The 18,520-nt window shown below is 75.4% G+C and carries 15 protein-coding genes; 8 read left to right on the top strand and 7 right to left on the bottom strand.

What is annotated here, in order from left to right; all coding sequences use genetic code 11:
* Positions 1–182: 182 nt before the first annotated feature.
* Complete coding sequence (locus ACFV04_RS17475; RefSeq protein ID WP_380529895.1) at positions 183–2,867, top strand: BTAD domain-containing putative transcriptional regulator; 2,685 nt, start codon at positions 183–185, stop codon at positions 2,865–2,867.
* A gap of 339 nt (positions 2,868–3,206) precedes the next feature.
* Positions 3,207–5,507 carry an ATP-binding protein gene (locus tag ACFV04_RS17470; RefSeq protein ID WP_380347998.1) on the top strand — a complete coding sequence of 767 codons (2,301 nt, stop codon included), beginning with the start codon at positions 3,207–3,209 and terminating at the stop codon, positions 5,505–5,507.
* 110 nt (positions 5,508–5,617) lie between these two features.
* Here the strand turns inward: ACFV04_RS17470 and ACFV04_RS17465 are convergent, their stop codons facing one another.
* Entirely contained in the window at positions 5,618–6,910 is a 1,293-nt protein-coding gene (locus tag ACFV04_RS17465; protein ID WP_380529894.1) for a serine hydrolase domain-containing protein, read from the bottom strand.
* Positions 6,911–7,232: 322 nt separating this feature from the next.
* Here ACFV04_RS17465 and ACFV04_RS17460 point away from each other — a divergent pair, with 322 nt between their 5' ends.
* Both ACFV04_RS17460 and ACFV04_RS17455 read left to right on the top strand, forming a co-directional pair.
* Complete coding sequence (locus tag ACFV04_RS17460) at positions 7,233–8,228, top strand: phosphatidylserine/phosphatidylglycerophosphate/cardiolipin synthase family protein (RefSeq protein ID WP_380529892.1); 996 nt, start codon at positions 7,233–7,235, stop codon at positions 8,226–8,228.
* Positions 8,229–8,359: 131 nt separating this feature from the next.
* Positions 8,360–9,247, top strand: coding sequence for an alkaline phosphatase family protein (locus tag ACFV04_RS17455; protein WP_380347845.1), 888 nt, complete (start codon positions 8,360–8,362; stop codon positions 9,245–9,247).
* Between the two features lie 10 nt (positions 9,248–9,257).
* On the opposite strand, the gene ACFV04_RS17450 is transcribed toward ACFV04_RS17455, so the two are convergent.
* Positions 9,258–10,655 carry an MFS transporter gene (locus tag ACFV04_RS17450; protein WP_380529889.1) on the bottom strand — a complete coding sequence of 466 codons (1,398 nt, stop codon included), beginning with the start codon at positions 10,653–10,655 and terminating at the stop codon, positions 9,258–9,260.
* 80 nt (positions 10,656–10,735) lie between these two features.
* On the opposite strand from ACFV04_RS17450, the gene ACFV04_RS17445 reads away from it, so the two are divergent.
* Both ACFV04_RS17445 and ACFV04_RS17440 read left to right on the top strand, forming a co-directional pair.
* Positions 10,736–11,257 (top strand): MarR family transcriptional regulator, encoded by a 522-nt coding sequence (locus tag ACFV04_RS17445; RefSeq protein WP_360268213.1) that lies wholly within the window; start codon positions 10,736–10,738, stop codon positions 11,255–11,257.
* Positions 11,258–11,318: 61 nt separating this feature from the next.
* Positions 11,319–11,912: a hypothetical protein gene (locus tag ACFV04_RS17440; RefSeq protein WP_360268216.1), complete on the top strand. Its 594-nt coding sequence runs from the start codon at positions 11,319–11,321 to the stop codon at positions 11,910–11,912.
* Positions 11,913–12,015: 103 nt separating this feature from the next.
* Here the strand turns inward: ACFV04_RS17440 and ACFV04_RS17435 are convergent, their stop codons facing one another.
* Both ACFV04_RS17435 and ACFV04_RS17430 read right to left on the bottom strand, forming a co-directional pair.
* A complete protein-coding gene (locus ACFV04_RS17435; RefSeq protein ID WP_380529887.1) occupies positions 12,016–13,068 on the bottom strand; it encodes a hypothetical protein in 1,053 nt (350 codons plus the stop codon).
* Between the two features lie 240 nt (positions 13,069–13,308).
* Entirely contained in the window at positions 13,309–13,791 is a 483-nt protein-coding gene (locus ACFV04_RS17430) for a DUF1348 family protein (RefSeq protein WP_380347854.1), read from the bottom strand.
* Positions 13,792–13,894: 103 nt separating this feature from the next.
* Here ACFV04_RS17430 and ACFV04_RS17425 point away from each other — a divergent pair, with 103 nt between their 5' ends.
* On the top strand, positions 13,895–14,458 hold the full coding sequence (locus ACFV04_RS17425) for a TetR/AcrR family transcriptional regulator (RefSeq protein ID WP_380347856.1): 564 nt from the start codon (positions 13,895–13,897) through the stop codon (positions 14,456–14,458).
* Between the two features lie 14 nt (positions 14,459–14,472).
* Here the strand turns inward: ACFV04_RS17425 and ACFV04_RS17420 are convergent, their stop codons facing one another.
* Positions 14,473–15,471 (bottom strand): chitosanase, encoded by a 999-nt coding sequence (locus ACFV04_RS17420; RefSeq protein WP_380529884.1) that lies wholly within the window; start codon positions 15,469–15,471, stop codon positions 14,473–14,475.
* A 154-nt stretch (positions 15,472–15,625) separates the two neighbouring features.
* Between ACFV04_RS17420 and ACFV04_RS17415 the strand changes: the two genes are divergently transcribed.
* Positions 15,626–15,769 carry a hypothetical protein gene (locus ACFV04_RS17415; RefSeq protein WP_380347862.1) on the top strand — a complete coding sequence of 48 codons (144 nt, stop codon included), beginning with the start codon at positions 15,626–15,628 and terminating at the stop codon, positions 15,767–15,769.
* Between the two features lie 173 nt (positions 15,770–15,942).
* On the opposite strand, the gene ACFV04_RS17410 is transcribed toward ACFV04_RS17415, so the two are convergent.
* Together ACFV04_RS17410 and ACFV04_RS17405 are read right to left on the bottom strand one after the other, a co-directional pair.
* Complete coding sequence (locus ACFV04_RS17410) at positions 15,943–17,220, bottom strand: DUF5685 family protein (protein ID WP_380529882.1); 1,278 nt, start codon at positions 17,218–17,220, stop codon at positions 15,943–15,945.
* 307 nt (positions 17,221–17,527) lie between these two features.
* The gene (locus ACFV04_RS17405) at positions 17,528–18,274 is read right to left on the bottom strand and encodes a class I SAM-dependent methyltransferase (protein WP_380529880.1); all 747 of its coding nucleotides are present in this window, start codon (positions 18,272–18,274) and stop codon (positions 17,528–17,530) included.
* Positions 18,275–18,520: the final 246 nt, after the last annotated feature.

Genomic DNA, 18,520 nt, shown 5'->3' with positions numbered 1-18,520 from the left:
GTCGGACCCGCCGGATACCGTGCGGCCATGGTGGAACCACGTGCGGCAGGTCCCCGCGCCCGGGCCGAGCGCCCGGTGCGGCGGGTCCCGTCCCGTCGGCCCGACGGGACGGCGGGATCGTGAACGGGCAGGTCGGGCCTATCCTCGGACGGGAGTTGACGGGCAGGGGAGGAGCGGGGCGCGTGCACATCGATCTGCTCGGGCCGGTGGTCGTACGGCGGGAGGACGGGACGGCGCTGACGCCGTCGGCCCCCAAACGACGGGCACTGCTGTGCGCGCTCGCCGCCCGGCTGAACCAGACGGTGGCCACCGAGGAACTGATCGAGCTGGTCTGGGAGGGCTCGGCGCCGCCCACCGCGCGGGCCGCCCTGCAGGGGCACGTCGCGGCGCTGCGCCACCTGCTGGACGGGCCGGGGCTGGCGCTGGACACCCGGGGCGCCGGGTACCTGCTGGCCGGCGAACCCGACCGGGTCGACGCGCTGCGCTTCGCGCGCCTGTGCGAGGAGGCGGGGGTGCTGCTGCCCGGGCCCGCCGCCCCGGACGGCCCGGTTGCGGGGGAGCGGGCCCCGGAGGATCCGGCGCTGCCGCTGCTGCGTGCCGCGCTGGACCTGTGGCGCGGCCCGGCGCTCACCGACTGCGGCTCCGCCCTGCTGCGCGAGCGGGCGCTCCCGCACCTCACCGATCTGCGGCTGCGCGCCCTGGAGCGGCTGGCCGAGGGCCTGCTCCGGGCGGGCCGCGGCGGTGAGTCGGCCGCCGAACTGGCGGCGGCGGCCGACGCCCACCCGTCCCGGCAGACGCTGACCGCCCGGCTGGTCGGCTGTCTGGAGCAGGCCGGGCGGCATGCGGAGGCGCGGGAGCGGTACGAGCGGGCGGTGGCCCGGCTCGCCGGCCCGCCCGGGCCCGAACTGCGCCGCGCCGGTGAGCTGTTCGGCGCCCGGCCCGCACCGCCCGACCGCCGCTTCGTCGGCCGGGGCGCCGAACTCGCCCGACTGGAGGAGGCCCTGCCCGCGGCCCGGGCGGGCCGCCCGATCCTGGTCACCGGCCCGGCCGGGGCCGGCAAGACCGCCCTGGTCCGGCACTGGGCGGCGGGGCTCGGCGCCGGGCACTTCCCGGACGGTCTGCTCCGTGCGGACCTGCGCGGCTTCGACCCGGACGGGCCGCGCGAACCCGCCGAGGTGCTCGGCGAGTTCCTCACCGCCCTCGGTGTCGCCCCGGAGGCGCTGCCCGCCTCCACCGCCGAACGCTCCCGCCGCTACCGCGAACTCGTCGCCGGTCGGCGGCTGGCCGTGCTGCTGGACGACGCCGCCGGCTACGAGCAGCTCGTCCCCCTGCTGCCCGACCCTCCCACGGCCGACGACGGGCCGGCCCCCGTCACCGTCGTCACCAGCCGCAGCCGCCTGCACCACCTGCTGGTCCGCGAGGGCGGGATCCCGCTCCCGCTGGGCGCGCTGACCTTCGACGACGCCGCCGCGCTGCTCGCCCGCACCCTCGGACCGGATCGGGTCGGCGACGGCCCGGACGCCGTCGGCGAACTCGCCGAACTCGCGGAGCGCTGCGACCGCATGCCGCTCGCGCTGCGCCTGGCCGCCGCCCGGCTGGCCGCCCGACCGGACTGGTCCCCGGGCGACCTCGTCCGGGAACTCGCCGACGAGGAAACCGGGTTGGCCGCCCTCTCCGGCACCGGCACGAGCACCGCGCGCGGCCCGGTCGGCCTCACCACCGCCCTGGACCGGTCGTACCGGACGCTGGCGCCGGCCGCCGCCCGGCTGTTCACCCTGCTCGGCCTGCACCCCGGCGCGGTCATCGACACCGACACCGCCGCCGCCCTCGCCGACCTCCCGCCCGCCACCACCCGCACCCTGCTGACCGGGCTGGACGCCGTCCACCTGCTGGAGGAGTCGACGCCCGGCCGCTACGCCCGGCGCGAGCTGGTGCGCCGCTACGCCGCCCGGCTGGCGGCCGACCTCAGCTGCGACGAACGGTTCGTCGCCCTCGACCGGCTGATCGCCCACTACCTGGACGTCACCGCCGACTGGACGGCCGAGGGCGCGGCGGGCGGAGGCGGCGGGCGCGCGGCGGCCTGGTTCCGCCGCGAGGAGAGCGCCCTGCGGGCCGTCGTGGTCTGCGCCGAGCAGTACGGCCGGAGCACCGGTTCCTGGCAGCTCGCCCACCGGATCGCCCTGTTCTACGAGACCACCGGCCACGACCTGGCCCACTGGCGGGCCGTCGTGGAGGCCGGGCTGAGCGCCGCGCACGCGGACGGGGACGAGGCGGCCGTCGCCCGGCTCGGCACCGACCTGGCCGTCCTGCACGTCGCCCGCGCGGCGCACCGCACCGCCGCCGAGCACCTGGACGTCGCGGTGGCCGCGGCGGACCGGGCCGGTGACGCGGTGCTGCGCCACCGGTGCCGCGGCCGGGTTGCCGCCGCGCTGCTGCGGGCCGGCCGCTACGAGCGGGCGCTGCCGATGCTCACCGAGCTGGTGGCCGCCGCCCGCGCCCCGGCCACGCTCCACCTGCTGGTCCCCTCGCTCACCGGCCTGGCCGACGCCCTGGTCCTGGCCGGTGACCCGGGTCCGGCCCTCGCCCACGCCGACGAGGCGGTCCGGGCCGCCGCCACCCGCTCCGCCGGTGGCGAGGCGGTCCTCGCCACCCACAGCCGCGCCCGTGCCCTGCACGCCCTCGGCCGCCGGGACGCCGCGCTCTCCTCGGCACGGCTCGCGGTCGCCCTCGGCCGTACCGTCGGCGACGCCGTGCTGGAGGCCCGTTCGCACGGCCTGCTCGCGGACCTGCTGTGCGAGCTGGGCCGCGGCGTGGAGGGCGCGGAGGCCCGGCGCCGTGCCGAGGCCCTGGCGGCGGGCGAGCACTGACCGGGGCACGGCGGTGGGCGGAAACGCAGGTGATTCCGTCGGTGGTGAACCGCGACCGGCCGTCGAGCCGTTGTTCGGAGAGCGGAACCACAGGCGGAACTACCGGCAGTTCCGACGGTCGGAACCGGCTCGCCGCCGGACCGCCCGGCCCCGGACGGCACCTCTGACCTGGGACGGGACGTCGACGACCGGGAGGTGAAGGGGAGTTCCGCCGCCCGGGCATACTTCTGCCTGGCGTCGACCGCCGGCGCGAGACCAGGCAGAAGTGCGGAAGTGGCAGGACCGAGTGAGTGGGGGCGGGGCATGGCGGCTGGTGGTGGCGCTGGGGCCGGTACGGACGTGGGCGGGTTCAGCCGTCTGCTCGCCGGGCACCGGGTGGCGGCCGGTCTGACCCAGGAGGAACTGGCCGCGGCCGCCGGGGTCAGTCTGCGGGCCCTCGGGGACATGGAGCGCGGCCGCACCCGGGGGCCGCAGCGGCGCACCGTACGGGCACTGGCCGCCGCCCTGGGGCTGGACGGGGAGCAGGCCGAGGCGCTGGACGGCGCCGCGCGTTCCGGGCGCCCGCGCGGCGTCCGGCCGGGCCCGGAGCGCGTCGTGGCCCAGGCCGGGCCGGGCGGGCAGGCCCGTGCGGAGCCGCCCGTCGCGGCGGGCCAGAGCGCCCTCGCGCTGCCCCGCGACATCGCCGACTTCACCGCCCGGGAGGGCGTCCTCGCCGCGCTCGTCGGGCTCGCCGCGGACGACCGGCCCGCGCACCCCCGGGTGGTGCTGGTCAGCGGTCAGCCCGGCCTCGGCAAGACGGCCTTCGCCCTGCACGCCGCGCACGCCCTGGCGCCGCGCTTCCCGGACGGCCAGCTCTCCCTCGACCTCGGAGGCATGTCGGCCCAGCCGCTGTCCCCCCGCGACGCCCTCGGCCAGGTGCTGCGCGCGCTGGGCGTCGAGGACGCCTCGGTGCCCGCGGGGACGGAGGAACGGGCCGGCCTCTACCGGGCCCTGGTGCGCGAGCGGCGGCTGGTCCTGGTGTTGGACGACGCCGCCGACGAGGGCCAGGTGCGCCCGCTGCTGCCGGGCTCCGGACCGGCCGTCACCATCGTGACCAGCCGCAACGCACTGCCCGGCCTGGAGTCGGTGCACCGGCTGAGCCTGGACCTGCTCGCCCCGGCCGAGGCGGCCGGCCTGCTGGCCCGGATCGCCGGCCGGGAGCGGATCGAGGCCGCGCCCGACGCCACCGCCGAACTGGCCGGGCTCTGCGGCTACCTGCCGCTCGCGCTGCGGATCGCCGGGCAGCGGCTGGTCGCCCGGCCGCAGCAGCCGGTTGCCCACCTGGTGCGCCAGCTCGCCGCCGAGGAGAACCGGCTGGACCTGCTGGAGACCGGTGACCTGGCGGTCCGTCCGGCCTTCGAACTGTCCTACCGGCGTCTGCCCGCAGAGTCCCGACTGGTGCTCCGGCGCTGCGCGTTGACCGCCGGACCGGACTTCACCGCGGTCGTCGCCGCCGCCTACGCGGGCCGGTCGCCGGCCCGGACCGAACTGCTGCTGGAGCAGCTGGTCGACACCGGACTGGTCCAGCCCGCCACCCCGGACCGCTACCGGCTGCACGACCTGGTGCGGCTCTACGCGGGCGAGCGGCTCGCCGTCGACGAGACGCCCGGGGAACTGGCCGCGGCCCGGACCCGGGCCGGACGCTGGATCCTCGACCGGGCCGCCGCGTACGGGCTGCGCTTCGACCCCGAGCACGCCAGGGACGCCGGGGCGGCCGGCTCCGCCGGAGCCGCGTCGGCGCACCTCACCGAGGCGGCGCGCTGGCTGGAGTACGAGCACCCGGAGTGGCTGGCGGCCCTGCACCACGCGCAGCAGGCCGGCCGGTACCGGGAGGTGGTCGACACGGCCGAGGCCATGCACTGGTTCTCCGACCGGCTGCTGAGCTGGGGGATCTGGGCGGAGGTGTTCCAGCTCTCGGTGGACGCCGCCCGGGCGCTCGGCGACCGGCAGGCCGAGGCGGTGCACGTCAACTACCTGGCCTGGACCTACGTCACCTGTCTGCACCGCTACCAACGCGGCATCGAACTGGCCTCGGAGGGGCTGGAGCTGGCCCGGCAGCTGGGGGACAGGGAGCAGCAGGGCTGGGCGCTCACCTACCTCGCCTCCGGCCTGCGGTACCTGCGGCGCCACCGCGAGGCCATCGACGCCTTCCACCGGGCCGCGAACGCCTTCGCCGAGGTCGACAACCGCTCCGCCAGGATCGGCCGGCTGGTCACCCTGCGGGGCGCCGCCAACTGCCTGCGCGAGTCCGGCCGGGCGGAGGAGGCCGTGGACACCCGCCGGCGGGCCCTGGCGGGCGCGCTGGAGCTGGTGGAGCGCTGGTCCGCGCCGCTGATGAACCTGCTGGCGGCCATGACCGCGCACGAACTGGGCCTGGACCGGGCCGCGTTGAAGCGCTGGCCGGCCGCCGAGAAGGCCTTCCGGCAGGCCCTCGCGCACTACGAGGCGGTCGGCAGGCCGGACAGCATGACCAAGACGCTGACCGAACTCGGTACCGCGTTGATCGAACAGGGCCGTGCCGAGGAGGCCCGGGAACTGCTCACCGAGGCGCTCACCGACCTCAGCGCGAACGGCCCCCGGCCGGGGCCGCCGCGCCACTGACCCGGCGGCCCGCCCCGCGGGCCTGGCAGGCGGGCTCGCGGGGCGGGCCCACCTGACAGACCCGCCCCTGCGCCCGCCCGGAGGCGGTGCGCAGGGACGGGCGCCGAGGATCAGATCCGGGTGTCCTCCACCACCGGCAGCTGCGCCGCCGGGGCGGTCCGCGGAGCGCCGGAACCCGGGAGGTCCGCGCTCGGCGCGGAGAACGTCCGCGGCGCGACCGCGGGCTTCTTGCCGCAGAAGGCCGGCTCCAGCGTGTTCATCAGACCCTGCGTCACCGCGCCGTTGTTGGAGGCGTTGGCGAAGACCACCACGCTGCGCCGTCCGTCCTGGGTCACGAAGGACTGGGTCTGGAAGCCCTGGACGATGCCGCCGTGGCCGTACACGTCCCCGCAGGTCAGCGAGATGCGGCGGAGCCCCAGGCCGTAGGAGACCTTCGCGGTGGGGGTCGGCAGGGCGGCGGTCATCTGCCGCACCGAGTCGTCGGAGACCAGCCCGCCCGCGTTGCCGGCCAGCAGCGCGGTGAGGAAGCGGTCGAGGTCCTCGGCGTCGGAGATGACGGCGCCGGCGGCCCACACCCAGGAGCCGGTCTGCTCGGTGGAGTCGAGCAGCGGCTTGCTGCGGTCGTCGTTGGTGAGGTAGCCGGTGACGTGGGCGCCGCGGATCTCCTGGTCGGGCACCACGAAGGAGGTCTTGCGCAGGCCGAGCGGCTGGATGATCCGCTCGTTCAGCACCTCCGCGAACGGCTGGCCGGTGAGGTGCTCGACCGCGAGGCCCAGCAGCACGAAGTCGGTGTTGGAGTAGGAGTAGCGGCTGCCGGGGGTGTACTGCACGCCGTGCTTGACCGACATCGCGACCAGGTCGCGCGGGTCGTACGTCTTGGTGCGGATGCGCGCCTCGAACGCGCTGGTGGTCTCCTCGCCGGCCTGCTCCAGCAGGTCGTTGGTGTGGTCGTAGATGCCGGCCCGGTGCTCCATCACCTGGCGGCCCGTCATGGACCAGCCCTCGGGGAGGGTGCCCTCGGGCAGGTAGTCGCGCAGCGGCTTGTCCAGGTCGATCCGGCCCTCCTGCACCAGCTGCATGACGAGAACGGCGGTGAACATCTTGCTGTTGCTGCCGACCCGGAACCTCCACGAGGAGTTCATCGGGGTCCCGTCCAGGTTCGCCCGGCCGACCGACACCGAGCGGGTGTTCTCCGTGCCGCCGTGGTCGCGGATCACCGCGAAGGCGCCGGGGGCGCCGGCCGCGGTGGTGGCCTGCAGGGCGGCGAGCACGCCGGGCACGTCGGAGGCGGGCGCGCCGGCGGTACCGGAGTCGGCGGCCGCGGCGTGCGTGGCACCGGTCGCCACCAGGACGGCACCGGCGGCGGCCACCGCGAAGGGACGGAGAAGGCTGGTCGTCGCCATGTTCCTCGGCTCTCTCATCAAGTGACGCGGCGTCGGGCCGCGCCGATCGAAGATCACTATCACCGGCCGGGGCGGCCGATGGCAATGTGAACCGATTCGCCCGCATCGTCCGTTGCGGGCACCGGCGTGTCGGCCGCACCGTTCGTTTCCCGCTCCGGAGCCAAGGTTTCACCCGCCGTCGTCTACCCGCATCGACGGCCGCGCCCCATGCTGTTCGGGCGCCCGATGCGCCGCCGGTGCGCTCCCCGCACCGGCTCCCCCGCCGGAACCACCGCACCCGTTCCCCCGCCAGCAGTCCCCTCACCGACCACGGAGCTTCCCCATGCCCCTGGCCTCCCTGGCATGCCGGGCCGGCGCCCTGCTGCTCGCCGCCGCCGGTCTGATACCGCTGTCCGGCACCGCCGGGGCCGCCGCCGCGGCCCCCGGCACGTTCACCGCGATCGTGTTCCCCGACCAGGACCACACCGTCGTCTACGACCTGATCGGCTCGGCGGCCCGGACCGTCGACGTCACCATGTACGAGCTGCGCGACACCACCGCCGTCGACGCCCTGATCGCCCGTCAGCGCGCCGGCGTCAAGGTCCGGGTGATCCTCGACGGCGCGCACACCTCGGTCAACGGCTCCGCCTACTCGGCGCTGAAGGCCGCCGGGGTCGGCGTGACCTACTCGTCCACGGCGTTCGTCTACACCCACCAGAAGACCGTCACCGTGGACGGCACCACGTCGCTGATCATGACCGGCAACCTGGACTCCGCCTCCTACGCGAACGACCGCGACTACGGCGTGGTCGACACCGACGCCAACGACGTCGCCGCGATCGAGCGGGTCTTCGCCGCCGACTACGCCAGGACCGCCGTCACCCCGACCGACGGTGACAACCTGGTCTGGTCGCCCACCGATGCGCAGTCCCGGCTGCTGGCCCTGATCAACGGCGCGCGGACCAGCCTCGACCTGGAGCAGCTGGAGTTCGGTGACCCGGCGCTGGTGGACGCCGTCGCCGCGGCGGCCTCGCGCGGCGTCACGGTGCGGGTGGTCGGCATGAACCCGACCTCGTACGCGGACGAGTTCGACCAGGTCGCGGCGGCGGGCGCCAAGGTCGTCACCTACTCGTCGACCACCGGGCCGTACGTCCACGCCAAGGCGATCGTCGCCGACTACGGCACGGCGTCGGCCGAGGTGTTCGCCGGCTCGGAGAACTTCTCCGACAACTCGCTGAACCACAACCGCGAACTGGGCCTGATCACCGCCGACTCCGGGGTGCTCGGCACCGTCGAGTCCACCTTCGCCGGCGACTTCGCCCACGGCGCGCCGTACTAGCCGCATCGGCCGTACCGGCTGTACCAGCCGCATCGGCCGGACCGGTTGTCGGCCCCAGGAGTTCACCCCCCGTCAGGAGTTCACCCCCGTCCGAGCGGCTCGTCGGGCCGCTCCGTACCCGAGGATTTGTCATGACTTCGTCCACGAAGCCCCGCTCCCGCCGCACCGCGACCGCGATCGGCTCCGCCGTCGCCCTGGTCGCCGCCTCCGCCGGCCTGTGGGCGGCGACCGCCACCACCGCGCAGGCGGCCGCCCTCCCCACGCCCGACCACATCGTCGTCGTGGTGATGGAGAACCACGCCTACTCCCAGGTCATCGGCAGCAGCAGCGCCCCGTACCTCAACAACACCCTGAAGGCGGGCGGCGCCAACCTCACCCAGTCCTTCGGCATCACCCACCCGAGCGAGCCGAACTACTACGCCCTGTTCTCCGGCTCCACCCAGGGCCGCGTCGACGACAGCTGCGTGACCGTCGGCGGCTTCCAGAGCGCCAACCTGGCCTCCGAGGTGATCGCCGCCGGCAAGACCTGGGCCAGCTACAACGAGTCCCTGCCCAGCCAGGGCAGCACCGTGTGCAGCAGCGGCAACTACGCCCAGAAGCACAACCCGTGGTTCGGCTTCGGCAACGTCCCGGTCAGCAGCGCCAAGACCTTCGCGCAGTTCCCGACCGACTACACCACCCTGCCGAACGTCTCCTTCGTCGTGCCGAACCTCTGCAGCGACATGCACGACTGCTCGGTCGGCACCGGCGACACCTGGATCAAGAACAACCTCGGCGCGTACGCCGCCTGGGCGCAGACCCACAACAGCCTCCTGGTCGTCACCTTCGACGAGGACAACAAGCTGTCCGGCAACCGCATCCCGACCCTGCTCTACGGCGCCCACGTCACCCCCGGCAGCAGCTCCGCCACCACGGACAACCACTACAACGTGCTGCGCACCCTGGAGGACCTGGCCGGCACCTCCGGGCACGCGGGCAACGCGGCCACCGCGAGCGACATCACGGGCATCTGGAACTGACCCGCGGTGATCAGGGCTTGACCCGAGCCCCGGTCCGGGCCGGTGGCCGCTCGGTCACCGGCCCGGACCCGCTCGCGCGGTCCGGTCCGTCGTCGGCCCCGGGGAGGCTCCCCGGGGCGGCCGCCGGCCGCGCGCGGTACGCCCGCACCCCGGGCACCGCCGCCGTGCCCGCGCAGACCAGCGTCACCAGGACCGCGGCCGCCAGCAGCGGCACCCGGCTGCCCCACGCGTCGGCGGCCAGCGGCGCCAGCACGTACCCGACCGGGGCGGCGGCCAGCGAGAGCAGCCAGTCGTAGGAGCTGACCCGGGCCAGGCTCCCGGCCGGGACGTCCTGCTGCACCACCGTCGCCCACACCGGGTTGAGGAAGCCCAGCCCGGCCATCGCCACCGCCTGCGCCGCCACCGCGACCGGCGCCGGGGCCGGGACGGCCAGTGCCAGCAGCGGCAGCCCGAACAGCGCCAGGGCGAGGTTCCCGGCGAGCACCGGGCGGCGGGGGTGGAGCCGTCCGGCGATCAGCGAGCCGGCCAGCAGGCCCACCGCCCCGGCCTGGGTCAGGGCCACCCAGGCGCCGTCGCCGCCGAGGCGGGTGGCGGCGATCAGCGGGCCGAGGGTGAGCAGCACGGCGCTCGCGCCGTTCCACACGCCGTGGGCGATCAGGCTGGTCCAGTACCAGTCCCGGGCGCGCACCTCGCTCCAGCCCTCGGCGAGGTCCCGGCGCAGCGAACGTCGCCCGCCGTCGGCGCCGTCGGCGGCCGGGGTGCGGTCGGCGGTCGGGGTGCCGCTGGTGCCGGTGGTGCCGCTGGTGCCAGGGGTGCGGTCGGCGGTGGGCCGGGTGAGCCTGAGGAGCCGGGCGAGCAGTGCGGCGCTCAGCGCGAAGGAGAGGCCGTCCAGCAGGAAGGCCCAGCCCGGCCCCGCCGTGTACACCAGCAGCCCGGCGAGCGCCGGGCCGCCGAGGCGCGCGACGCCGGTCGCGGTGCTGAGCAGGGCGTTGGCCCGCAGCCGGAGCTCGCCCCGGACGGTCGCCGCGACGAGCGGGGAGGCGGTGGGCATGGCGAAGGCCGAGGCGATGCCGCCGACCGCCGACGCGACGGCGATGTGCAGCAGGCTCGGGCGCCCGTGGAGCAGTTCCAGGCCGACGAGCACCTGGGCGACGGCCCGCACCAGGTCGGTGGTGAGGGCGACCAGGCGCGGGTCGAAGCGGTCCCCGGCCACCCCGCCGATCGGCAGCAGGAGCAGCTTCGGCACCATCGCGCAGCCGAGCACCAGGGCGAGTGCGGCGGAGGAGCCGGTGGCCCGGGTGATGGCGATGGCGAGGGCGGCCGGGACGACGGCGTCGCCGAGGGTGGAGATCGTCCGGCCGATGAAGAGCAGGCGGAAACCGGGCAGGTGTAAGGGGTGTCGGTTCACGCGCCGCACTGTATTTCGGTGTCGAAATTTTGGCAACGAATATTTTGGTGGTGCTGCTTCAGGGTTTGTAGACTCCTGCCATGGCCGAGCACCTCCTTCAGCAGGACACCCCGCCGCGAGACTGGACGGACGGCCACGTCGACCGCTGGCAGCCGGTGCTGCCCGGCCTGGACCCGGACATCGAGGCCGCCGTCACCCGGATGTCGAGGCTCACCCGCCACTTCCGCCGGGTCCGCGAACAGGGCGTCGCCGACTACGGGCTGCAGAAACACGAGTTCGACACCCTGCACGAGCTGGCCGGCCGCGGCGGCCACGCCGCCCCCTCCGACCTGCGTGCCGACCTCAACCTCGCGCCGGCCTCGATCACCGGTCGGCTGGAGACCCTGGAACGGCGCGGCTTCGTCCGGCGCACGCCCTCGACGGAGGACCGGCGGAAGGTCGACATCGTGCTGACGGACGCCGGGCGCGCCGCCTGGCACGAAGCCCTCGACGTGGTCGGGCGGGAGGAGCGCCGGCTGCTGGGGGTGCTGTCCGAGGAGGAGCGGCACACGCTGTCGGAGCTGCTGCGCAAGGTGATGCTCGCCCAGGAGGAGGGCGAGTAGTGCGCTGCGGACCCTCCGCCGGGGTCGACCCGCCACCCCCGTCCCTGGTATCGATAGGGGCGTGCGATTCGAACTGGTGCCGATGCCGGACGGTGTGGGGGCGCGTCCCCGGGACGGGCGGGGGTACCCGGTGCCGGCGATCACGCCGTGGCACGGGGGCGAGCCGCAGTTCGCGCTGACCGACCACGGGCGCAGCGCCGACTGCGCGCTGGAGCGCCGCTGTTCGGTGTGCGGCGGATTCATGGAGCGCGGACCGGTGTGGCGGGTCGTGGGGCCCGCCGAGAGCGCCGCGATCGCCGGGGCGCTCTCGGCCGGGCAGCCGTACCGCAATCTCGCGCCGACCATGGAGGGCCCCGGGCACCGGGCGTGCATGCTCTACGCGTCGATGGTCTGCCCGTACCTGGCCCGCCCGAACGCCCGCCGGCGGGCGACCGCCGAGGACGCGGCCGACGTCCTGACGTCGGCCGCCGTCCGCGGGGCGGCGCGCGGCGGGCTGGGCGCGGTGGTCGGGTTCGGGGACTACGAGTACGCGGTCACCGAGAGCCGGGTGCTGTTCCGCTTCCTCGACCTGGTCGAGTTCCTGCCGCACGAGTCGGCCGACGAGCACCTGGCCGAGCTGCGCGCGGAGTTGGCCGGGCCGGGTCGGGGGCGGTAGGCCGGGGGCGGTGGACCAGGGGGCCCGGGAACGGGCCCCGCGGCCGGTGCCCCGGAGGCCTACGGCCGGTGCTCCGGGGCCCCGCGGCCGATGCCCCGGAGCCCTACGGCCGGTACGCGGGCAGGCCCTTGACGGTGGAGACCTGGGCCGGCGGGGCGGAGCCGTCGGCGGGCAGGGTGCTGACGCCGTCCGGGGTGCGGGCCGCGATGGTCCTGCCGTCGGGCGACCAGGTGGGCTCGGTGTAGTCGGTGGTGGCCGACGGGGTGAGGTCCTTCTCGGCCTTCCGGTCGAACTGCGTGGACCGGGTGAACAGGTGGTCGTGCCCGTTCACCGAGCGGACGAAGACCAGCTGCTCGCCGTCGGGGGAGAGGGCCGGCTGGGAGCCCTTGCCCAGGTCCCGCGTCGCGGGCCGGATGTAGTCGTCGTAGATGTACACCTCGTTGGCCGGGGTGTTGGCGTACGCGATCTCGCCGCGGTGGCCGCCGGCGTTTGCCCAGGTGTTCCCGGTCTGCGGGGGCTGCGGCATGGTGTCGCTGCCGCCCTCGGAGTTGTGCGGGGTGAGCACCTCGGGGGTGGCGCCGGGGGTCTTGGTGGGGACCTTCTCCAGCTTCAGCGCACCGCCCTTGCTGCTCGCGAAGACGATGGCGTCGAAGCGGGCGAGGGCGCCGGGGGCGTCGGTGACACCGGGGTCCGTGGTCGCGTGCAGCCAGGTGGGGTGGGACCAGGTCTCCCCGCCGGGGTTCTTGGCGAGGGTGACCTTCCCGGTGCCGTCGGGGTTGGCGAGCACGAGGTCGCCGTCACCGTTGACGAAGGCGGCCTTCTTGCCGTCGGGGGACCAGGCGAGGTCGCGGACGACGGTGCCGAAGTCGACGGTGGTGCCGTTCATCGCGACGGTCCGGGTGCCGGTGCTGATGGTCAGGTGGTTGGCGGCGGAGGTTCCGTTGACCTCCTTGCCGCCGGGCGCCGGGCTGCCGGAGCCGGACGCTGCGCCGGGGGCGGCCGTCCCCGGCGCGGCGGAACCCGGCGCGGCGCCGGTCGGAGCCGTGGTGGACCCGGAGCCGGAGTTCTCCGGACCGCAGGCGGAGAGCAGGACCGCGCCGATGGTGGTCATCAGGGCGATCGCGGCGGCGGTGCCGAATCTGTTGCGCACGGACATGTCCAGGTCCCCCTCAGGTGCTGTTCGCTTTCGAGAACGAAGCGTCCCAGTGCGAGGTCAGGGGCGGGTTCGCGACGTGTCACAGGTGCGGAACAGTGCCGTCCGGAGCTGCGGTTCTCCGATACGCCGTCAGCTGCCGTGGGGTAGCGGCCCGGAGGCCCCGGAGTCGGCCCCGGAGGCCCAGGGGGCCCCGGAGTCGACCCCGGAGCCGGTCCGGGAGCCGGGTCGCCCGGTGGGTGCTCAGAGACCGAGCTCGGTGAGGCCGGGGTGGTCGTCGGGCCGGCGGCCGAGCGGCCAGTGGAACAGGCGTTCCTCGGGGGTGATCGGCAGGTCGTTGATGGAGGCGTGCCGTCGGGCCATCAGGCCGTCCGGGGCGAACTCCCAGTTCTCGTTGCCGTAGGAGCGGTACCAGCGGCCGGCGTCGTCGTGCCACTCGTAGGCGAAGCGGACCGCGATGCGGTCGCCGTCGTGCGCCCAGAGCTCCTTGATCAGGCGGTAGTCGAGCTCGCGGTGCCACTTGCGGGTGAGGAACTCGGCGATCGGCCCGCGGCCGGTGACGAACTCGGCGCGGTTGCGCCAGCGGCTGTCGGGCGTGTACGCGAGGGCGACCCGCTGCGGGTCGCGGGTGTTCCACGCGTCCTCGGCGGCCCGGACCTTCTGCCGGGCGGTCGCCGCGGTGAACGGGGGCAGGGGCGGGCGCTGTGCGTCGCGCTGTTCGGTCATGGGTGAACTCCTCGGGAGCGGGCATTCCGCCGGTGAGAACGATCGTTCTCACTCTGGTGGCTACGATAGGAGAACTATCGTTCTCGCTCAAGGGGCACGGCAGATGGAGCACGAAGACCCGCGGACCCGCATCCTCGACGCGGCCGAGGAGCTGTTCTACGGACAGGGCATCCAGGCGGTCGGGATGGACGCCGTCCGGGCGGCCTCCGGCATGACGATGCGCCGCCTGTACCAGCACTTCCCGTCCAAGAACGACCTGGTCGAGGCCTACCTGCTGCGCCGCGACGGCCGCTGGCGGGAGAGCCTCGCCGTGCACGTCTCCCGCTCCGGCGGCTCGCCCCGGGACCAGCTGCTCGCGGTCTTCGACTGGCTCGGCCTGTGGTTCGCCGAACCCGGCTTCCGCGGCTGCGCGTTCGTCAACTCCTTCGGCGAACTGGGCGCGACCACGCCCGTCGTCGCGGCCGCCGCGCGGCACCACAAGGAGGAGTTCGGCGGCTACGTCGCCGGTCTGGCCGAGGCCGCCGGCGCCCCGCCCGCCACCGCCGTCCACCTGACCCTGCTCGCCGAGGGCGCCATCACCACCGCCGCCGTCCACGGCGACCCGACGTCCGCCGCCGATGCCAAGGAGGCCGCCCGGCTGCTGCTGGACGCCGCACGCGTGCGGTAGCGGCGGCCGGGCGGTCAGGCGGCCGGGCGGTCGTCGTCCGCCGGCTGTCGTCCGCCGACCGGTGACGGCGGCCGGACCCGGAGCGGGACCCGGAGCGCCGGAGCGGGGCCCGCGCTCCGGGCCCGGGCCGGTGGCGTCAGCCGATGGTGTAGGAGGAGCCGAAGGCCGTGACGGTGAACGGACCCGAGGTCCCGGTTCCCGGCGGCGGCGATCCGGCGCAGGCACTCGACCCGGTCGACCGACCTGCGCCATTCGTCGGCGGTGGACGGGTTGGCGGGGTCGGTCGGATCGTCGATCCGGACGTCGAAGAAGGCGTCCAGCCAGGCGCGCTCCCCGGCGGTGGCCGGCGGACCCACCCTGTCGGCGGTCCGGGCGACGAGTGCGGGCAGGGCGTCGTACTCGCCGCCGTTGCCGTGCCGGATGGAGGCGTCGTACAGCTCGGCGCGGGCCAGGGCGGTGGTGAGGCCGAGCCGGTCGGCCTGGTCCATCGCCGGGGTGACGTACCGCTGGTCGACCTGGTCGTCCTGGACCCGCCGGAAGACGGGGTCCCCGGCGGCCTGCTTCCAGGCCGCGACGTACTCGTCCTCGGGCAGGCCGCCGGTCTCCCCGCTGCCGGATGCGGCCAGCCGCTCCGGCTCCGGGACGAAGCGGGCGAGCGGGTTGTCGGGGGAGGCGGCGGTGTGGGCGCGGACGACCTTGAGCGCGTCGCCGTCGTCGGTGGTGAAACCGGCCCGGCCGGCGGTCACGCCCCGGCCGTCCCCGATGTGCTCGGCGTAGCCGTACTGGATCTCGGTGGTGCTGTTCTCGAAGACGCTGATCAGCTGGTCGGCCCGGCGTCGCTGGTCGGGCGTGAGCCCGCCGTCGGACGGCAGTCGGGCGTCGGCGGGCGCGGCGGCCGCGGCCGCCGGGTCGGGTGACGCCTGGGCCGGTGCGACGGTCCACGCCGCGCCCGCGGTGAGTGCGGCTGCGGCGGCAACGGCGGCGAGGCGGTGGGTGGTTCGGGAAACGCGCATGGAGGTGCTCCGATCTCCGTGGGGGAAGAGCGCGAGCTTGCGGCAGCAGAGTAGGGCGGGGGCCTGAGGAGGCGGGGACCGCATCGGTCCGACCGGTCCCCGCCTCCAGGCGGCGTTTATCGGCCATTGATCGTCGCCGCCTAGTCTCGGGCGCATGGACGAGAGAACGGCCGAGTGGCCGGGGGCAGTGCCCGACGGGCGGATGACGGAGCAGGACACCGAGCGGTTCCGGCAGCTGCTGGCGAAGCTGGAGCATTCGCTGGCGGCCGACCGGGAGGCGGCGGGCCGTGACGCCTGAACTCGCCGGGTGCCGGCCGGTGACGGTGGTTCCGTTGTGGCGGCGCGGCGAGGGCGAACGGGTGGAACACGCGGGCGCGGACCGGCCCGGGGTGCTGCGGGGGCACTCCGGGCCGGTGGCGGTCGATCAGCGGCCGGTGGCGGGCCCGGGGGCCGCCACCGACTGACGGGCGATCAGCAGTCGCATCCGCAGTCGCAGCCGTCACAGCAGTCGCACCCGTCGCAGCAGCTGCAGCAGTCGCCGCACCCGTCACACCCGCTGCAGGCGTCGCAGCATTCGCAGCAGTCGTGCCGTTCGCAGAACCCCTTGCGGCGCTCGCGGCTGAACGGGTCCTCGTGCTCGCAGCAGAGCAGCTGGCACGTGCAGGCCATCAGCGCCCACACCGCGCAGCCGGCGAGCAGGTTGCGCGGGCGTGGCGGCTTCGAGCCGGGCGGGGTGAAGCCGGGGCCCTGCGGCACCCACGGCGGGACCGGCCCGCCCGGTTCCTGGCCGGGGGGCGCCTGATGGGGCGGTGCCTGGTGCGGGTGCTCGGCCGTGGCGCCGCCGGCCGGTCCGTGCTCCGTGCCGCCCCCGGTGCGGCAGCTCGCCGCGTGCGCGGACCCGAAGACCCGGTCGACGGCGCGCTCCGTCTCGTGCGCGAGCAGGAGGTGGACCAGTGCCCGGTCGTTCAGCTCGACCTCGCGCAGTGCGAGCCGGATGCCGTGGACGGCGTCGCGGCAGAGCCGTTCGGCCTCGGCGCGGTCGGTGCCGGTGGCGGTCAGCGGGTTCCAGGCGCCGGAGGCGGCGTCGGCGGTCTGGTCCTCGGCGGCGTCGAGGAGGTGGGCGAGCCGGCCGAACAGGCGCCCGGCCTCGGCGAGCGGGGCGGCGTTGCCGGGGCGGCCGGCGATCGCGGCGGTGTGCGCGAAGGCGGCCGAGGTGGCCGTCTCGGTGGGCTCGGTGACCAGCAGAACGGATCCGCCGGGCCGCAGCGACCGCTCCAACTCGCCCTGGCGGGAGGCGGCGTCGAGCAGGACGGCGGTGTCGAAGCCGACCGTCGAGGCGCTGCCGGCGCTCTGCCGGTCCCAGCGTCGGGTGACCGCGCGGGCCCCGGCGGCGACCGGGCGGCGGGCGAACACGCCGTCGCGGTCCTCGACGTGGTCGCGGATCTTCACCGAGGCGAGCGCGAGCGAGACGGCGGCGGCGAGCCGGGCGCCCTCGCCCCTGGCGACGGAGGCGGTCCGCATGCCGCGCAGCGGGCACGGTCCGGCGGTGCGCCGCCAGGAGGAGTCCTCCTGGGCGGCCTGGGCCTCGACCAGGACGGAGATGATCAGGCCGTCGTAGTTGGTGGCGGTCCGGGCGAGCTGTCCGTGGTCGTCGCGCAGTGCGAGGCAGAGCCCGCACAGGTGGGCCATCCAGGAGGTCTGCAGCCGTTCGGACAGCCGGTGCCTGCACGGTCTGATGATGCCGAACACGATCGTCCCCCTCGACATTCGGGCCGCTGACCGGCCACGATTCGCCGCACATCATATGATCGGCGGCGCGCCTGGCCCGAGCCCCCATCAAGGACGGCCTCCGGGGGGCCGGCCCCGGTGGGGTCGACCCCGGGCGAGAAGGGATCCCCGTCGCCGACGGACCCCCGTCGAGCAGGACCCGGCCGGGGACGGGCCCCCGATCAGCAGGAGGCCCGTCGGCGGGCGGCCGGTTCCCCCGGAGGGAGAAGCTGCCGGGTGGCGAGGCCGGGCCGGGGACGACCGTGTCGGCGGGAGGGTCTGCGGGCCCTCAGGAGGCGCGGCAGCGCAGCATCTCCAGCGGGGGGTGCGCGAGGAGGTCCGCCCAGAAGGCCTCGCCGTACGCGCGGACGCCGGCCTCGGAGACCTGCAACGGCACCCACTCCAGCCCGTCGAACCCGGCGGTCCGCAGCGACTGCTCGAAGACCTCCCGGCGCGGCGCCGAGGCGACGATGCTGATCGGCTGCGGGTCGAGGAACGCGGTGACCCGGACCCGCGGGCCGGTCTCGGACTCCTCGCCGGTCGGCTCGCACCGGAACCCGTAGGTCTCCAGGGACGGACAGTCGAAGCGGTAGTCCGGGTTCTGGGCCAGCACGAAGAACTCCCCGCCCGGCACCAGGCTCCGGTGGACCGCGCGGCACATCCGCTCCATCGCCGCCACGGACTCGGCGTAGTTGAGGCACTGCACGCCCAGCGCGATGTCGAAGCGCCGGTCGAGGGGCCGCAGTTCGGCCACGTCCCCGACCTCGTAGGCCAGGCCCAGCGGGTCGCGCTGCTCGATCGCCCGGGCGGCGGCGATCATCTCGCCGGAGATGTCGACCCCGAGGACCTCCGCGGCGCCGCGCCGCTTGAACTCCCGGCTGTAGAAGCCGGTGCCGCACGCCAGGTCGAGGACCGACCTGCCGCGCACGTCCCCGACCATGCCCAGGAAGCTCGGCACCTCGCCGTACCGCATCAGCGGCAGGGACTTGAAGCCCTCGAAGGCCTCGCCGATCCCGTCGTACTGCTGCCCGCCCACCGTGTGGTCCTTCCGTCGGATCCGTGTCCCGCCGCCGCGCCTTCGGCACGCGTCGCGGCCTCTGGCGGGCAGTCAACCGCACGGCCCGCGGGGCGTCGTACTGGTCGAAGCCACAAAGCTGGGCACCGTCCGGGGCCCGGCTCACGGGCGGGAGTACGGGAGGGCGCCGCTCGGACAGCCGTCACCCGCCCCGAACCCAGCCGCCCCGCAACGTCGCCCGCCCCGAACCCAGCCGCCCCACGACGT

Source organism: Kitasatospora sp. NPDC059599 (assembly GCF_042735125.1).
Lineage (GTDB): Bacteria > Actinomycetota > Actinomycetes > Streptomycetales > Streptomycetaceae > Kitasatospora.
This window is presented reverse-complemented; position numbering and strand designations above follow the sequence as displayed.

Excerpts from the sequence above, each read along its gene's own strand:
- ACFV04_RS17465 (WP_380529894.1), bottom strand. The coding sequence starts at position 6,910 with ATGGCGACGACCAGCCTTCTCCGTCCCTTCGCGGTGGCCGCCGCCGGT.
- ACFV04_RS17460 (WP_380529892.1), top strand. The coding sequence starts at position 7,233 with ATGCCCCTGGCCTCCCTGGCATGCCGGGCCGGCGCCCTGCTGCTCGCC.
- ACFV04_RS17455 (WP_380347845.1), top strand. The coding sequence starts at position 8,360 with ATGACTTCGTCCACGAAGCCCCGCTCCCGCCGCACCGCGACCGCGATC.
- ACFV04_RS17445 (WP_360268213.1), top strand. The coding sequence starts at position 10,736 with ATGGCCGAGCACCTCCTTCAGCAGGACACCCCGCCGCGAGACTGGACG.
- ACFV04_RS17435 (WP_380529887.1), bottom strand. The coding sequence starts at position 13,068 with ATGTCCGTGCGCAACAGATTCGGCACCGCCGCCGCGATCGCCCTGATG.
- ACFV04_RS17430 (WP_380347854.1), bottom strand. The coding sequence starts at position 13,791 with ATGACCGAACAGCGCGACGCACAGCGCCCGCCCCTGCCCCCGTTCACC.
- ACFV04_RS17425 (WP_380347856.1), top strand. The coding sequence starts at position 13,895 with ATGGAGCACGAAGACCCGCGGACCCGCATCCTCGACGCGGCCGAGGAG.
- ACFV04_RS17420 (WP_380529884.1), bottom strand. The coding sequence starts at position 15,471 with ATGCGCGTTTCCCGAACCACCCACCGCCTCGCCGCCGTTGCCGCCGCA.
- ACFV04_RS17415 (WP_380347862.1), top strand. The coding sequence starts at position 15,626 with ATGGACGAGAGAACGGCCGAGTGGCCGGGGGCAGTGCCCGACGGGCGG.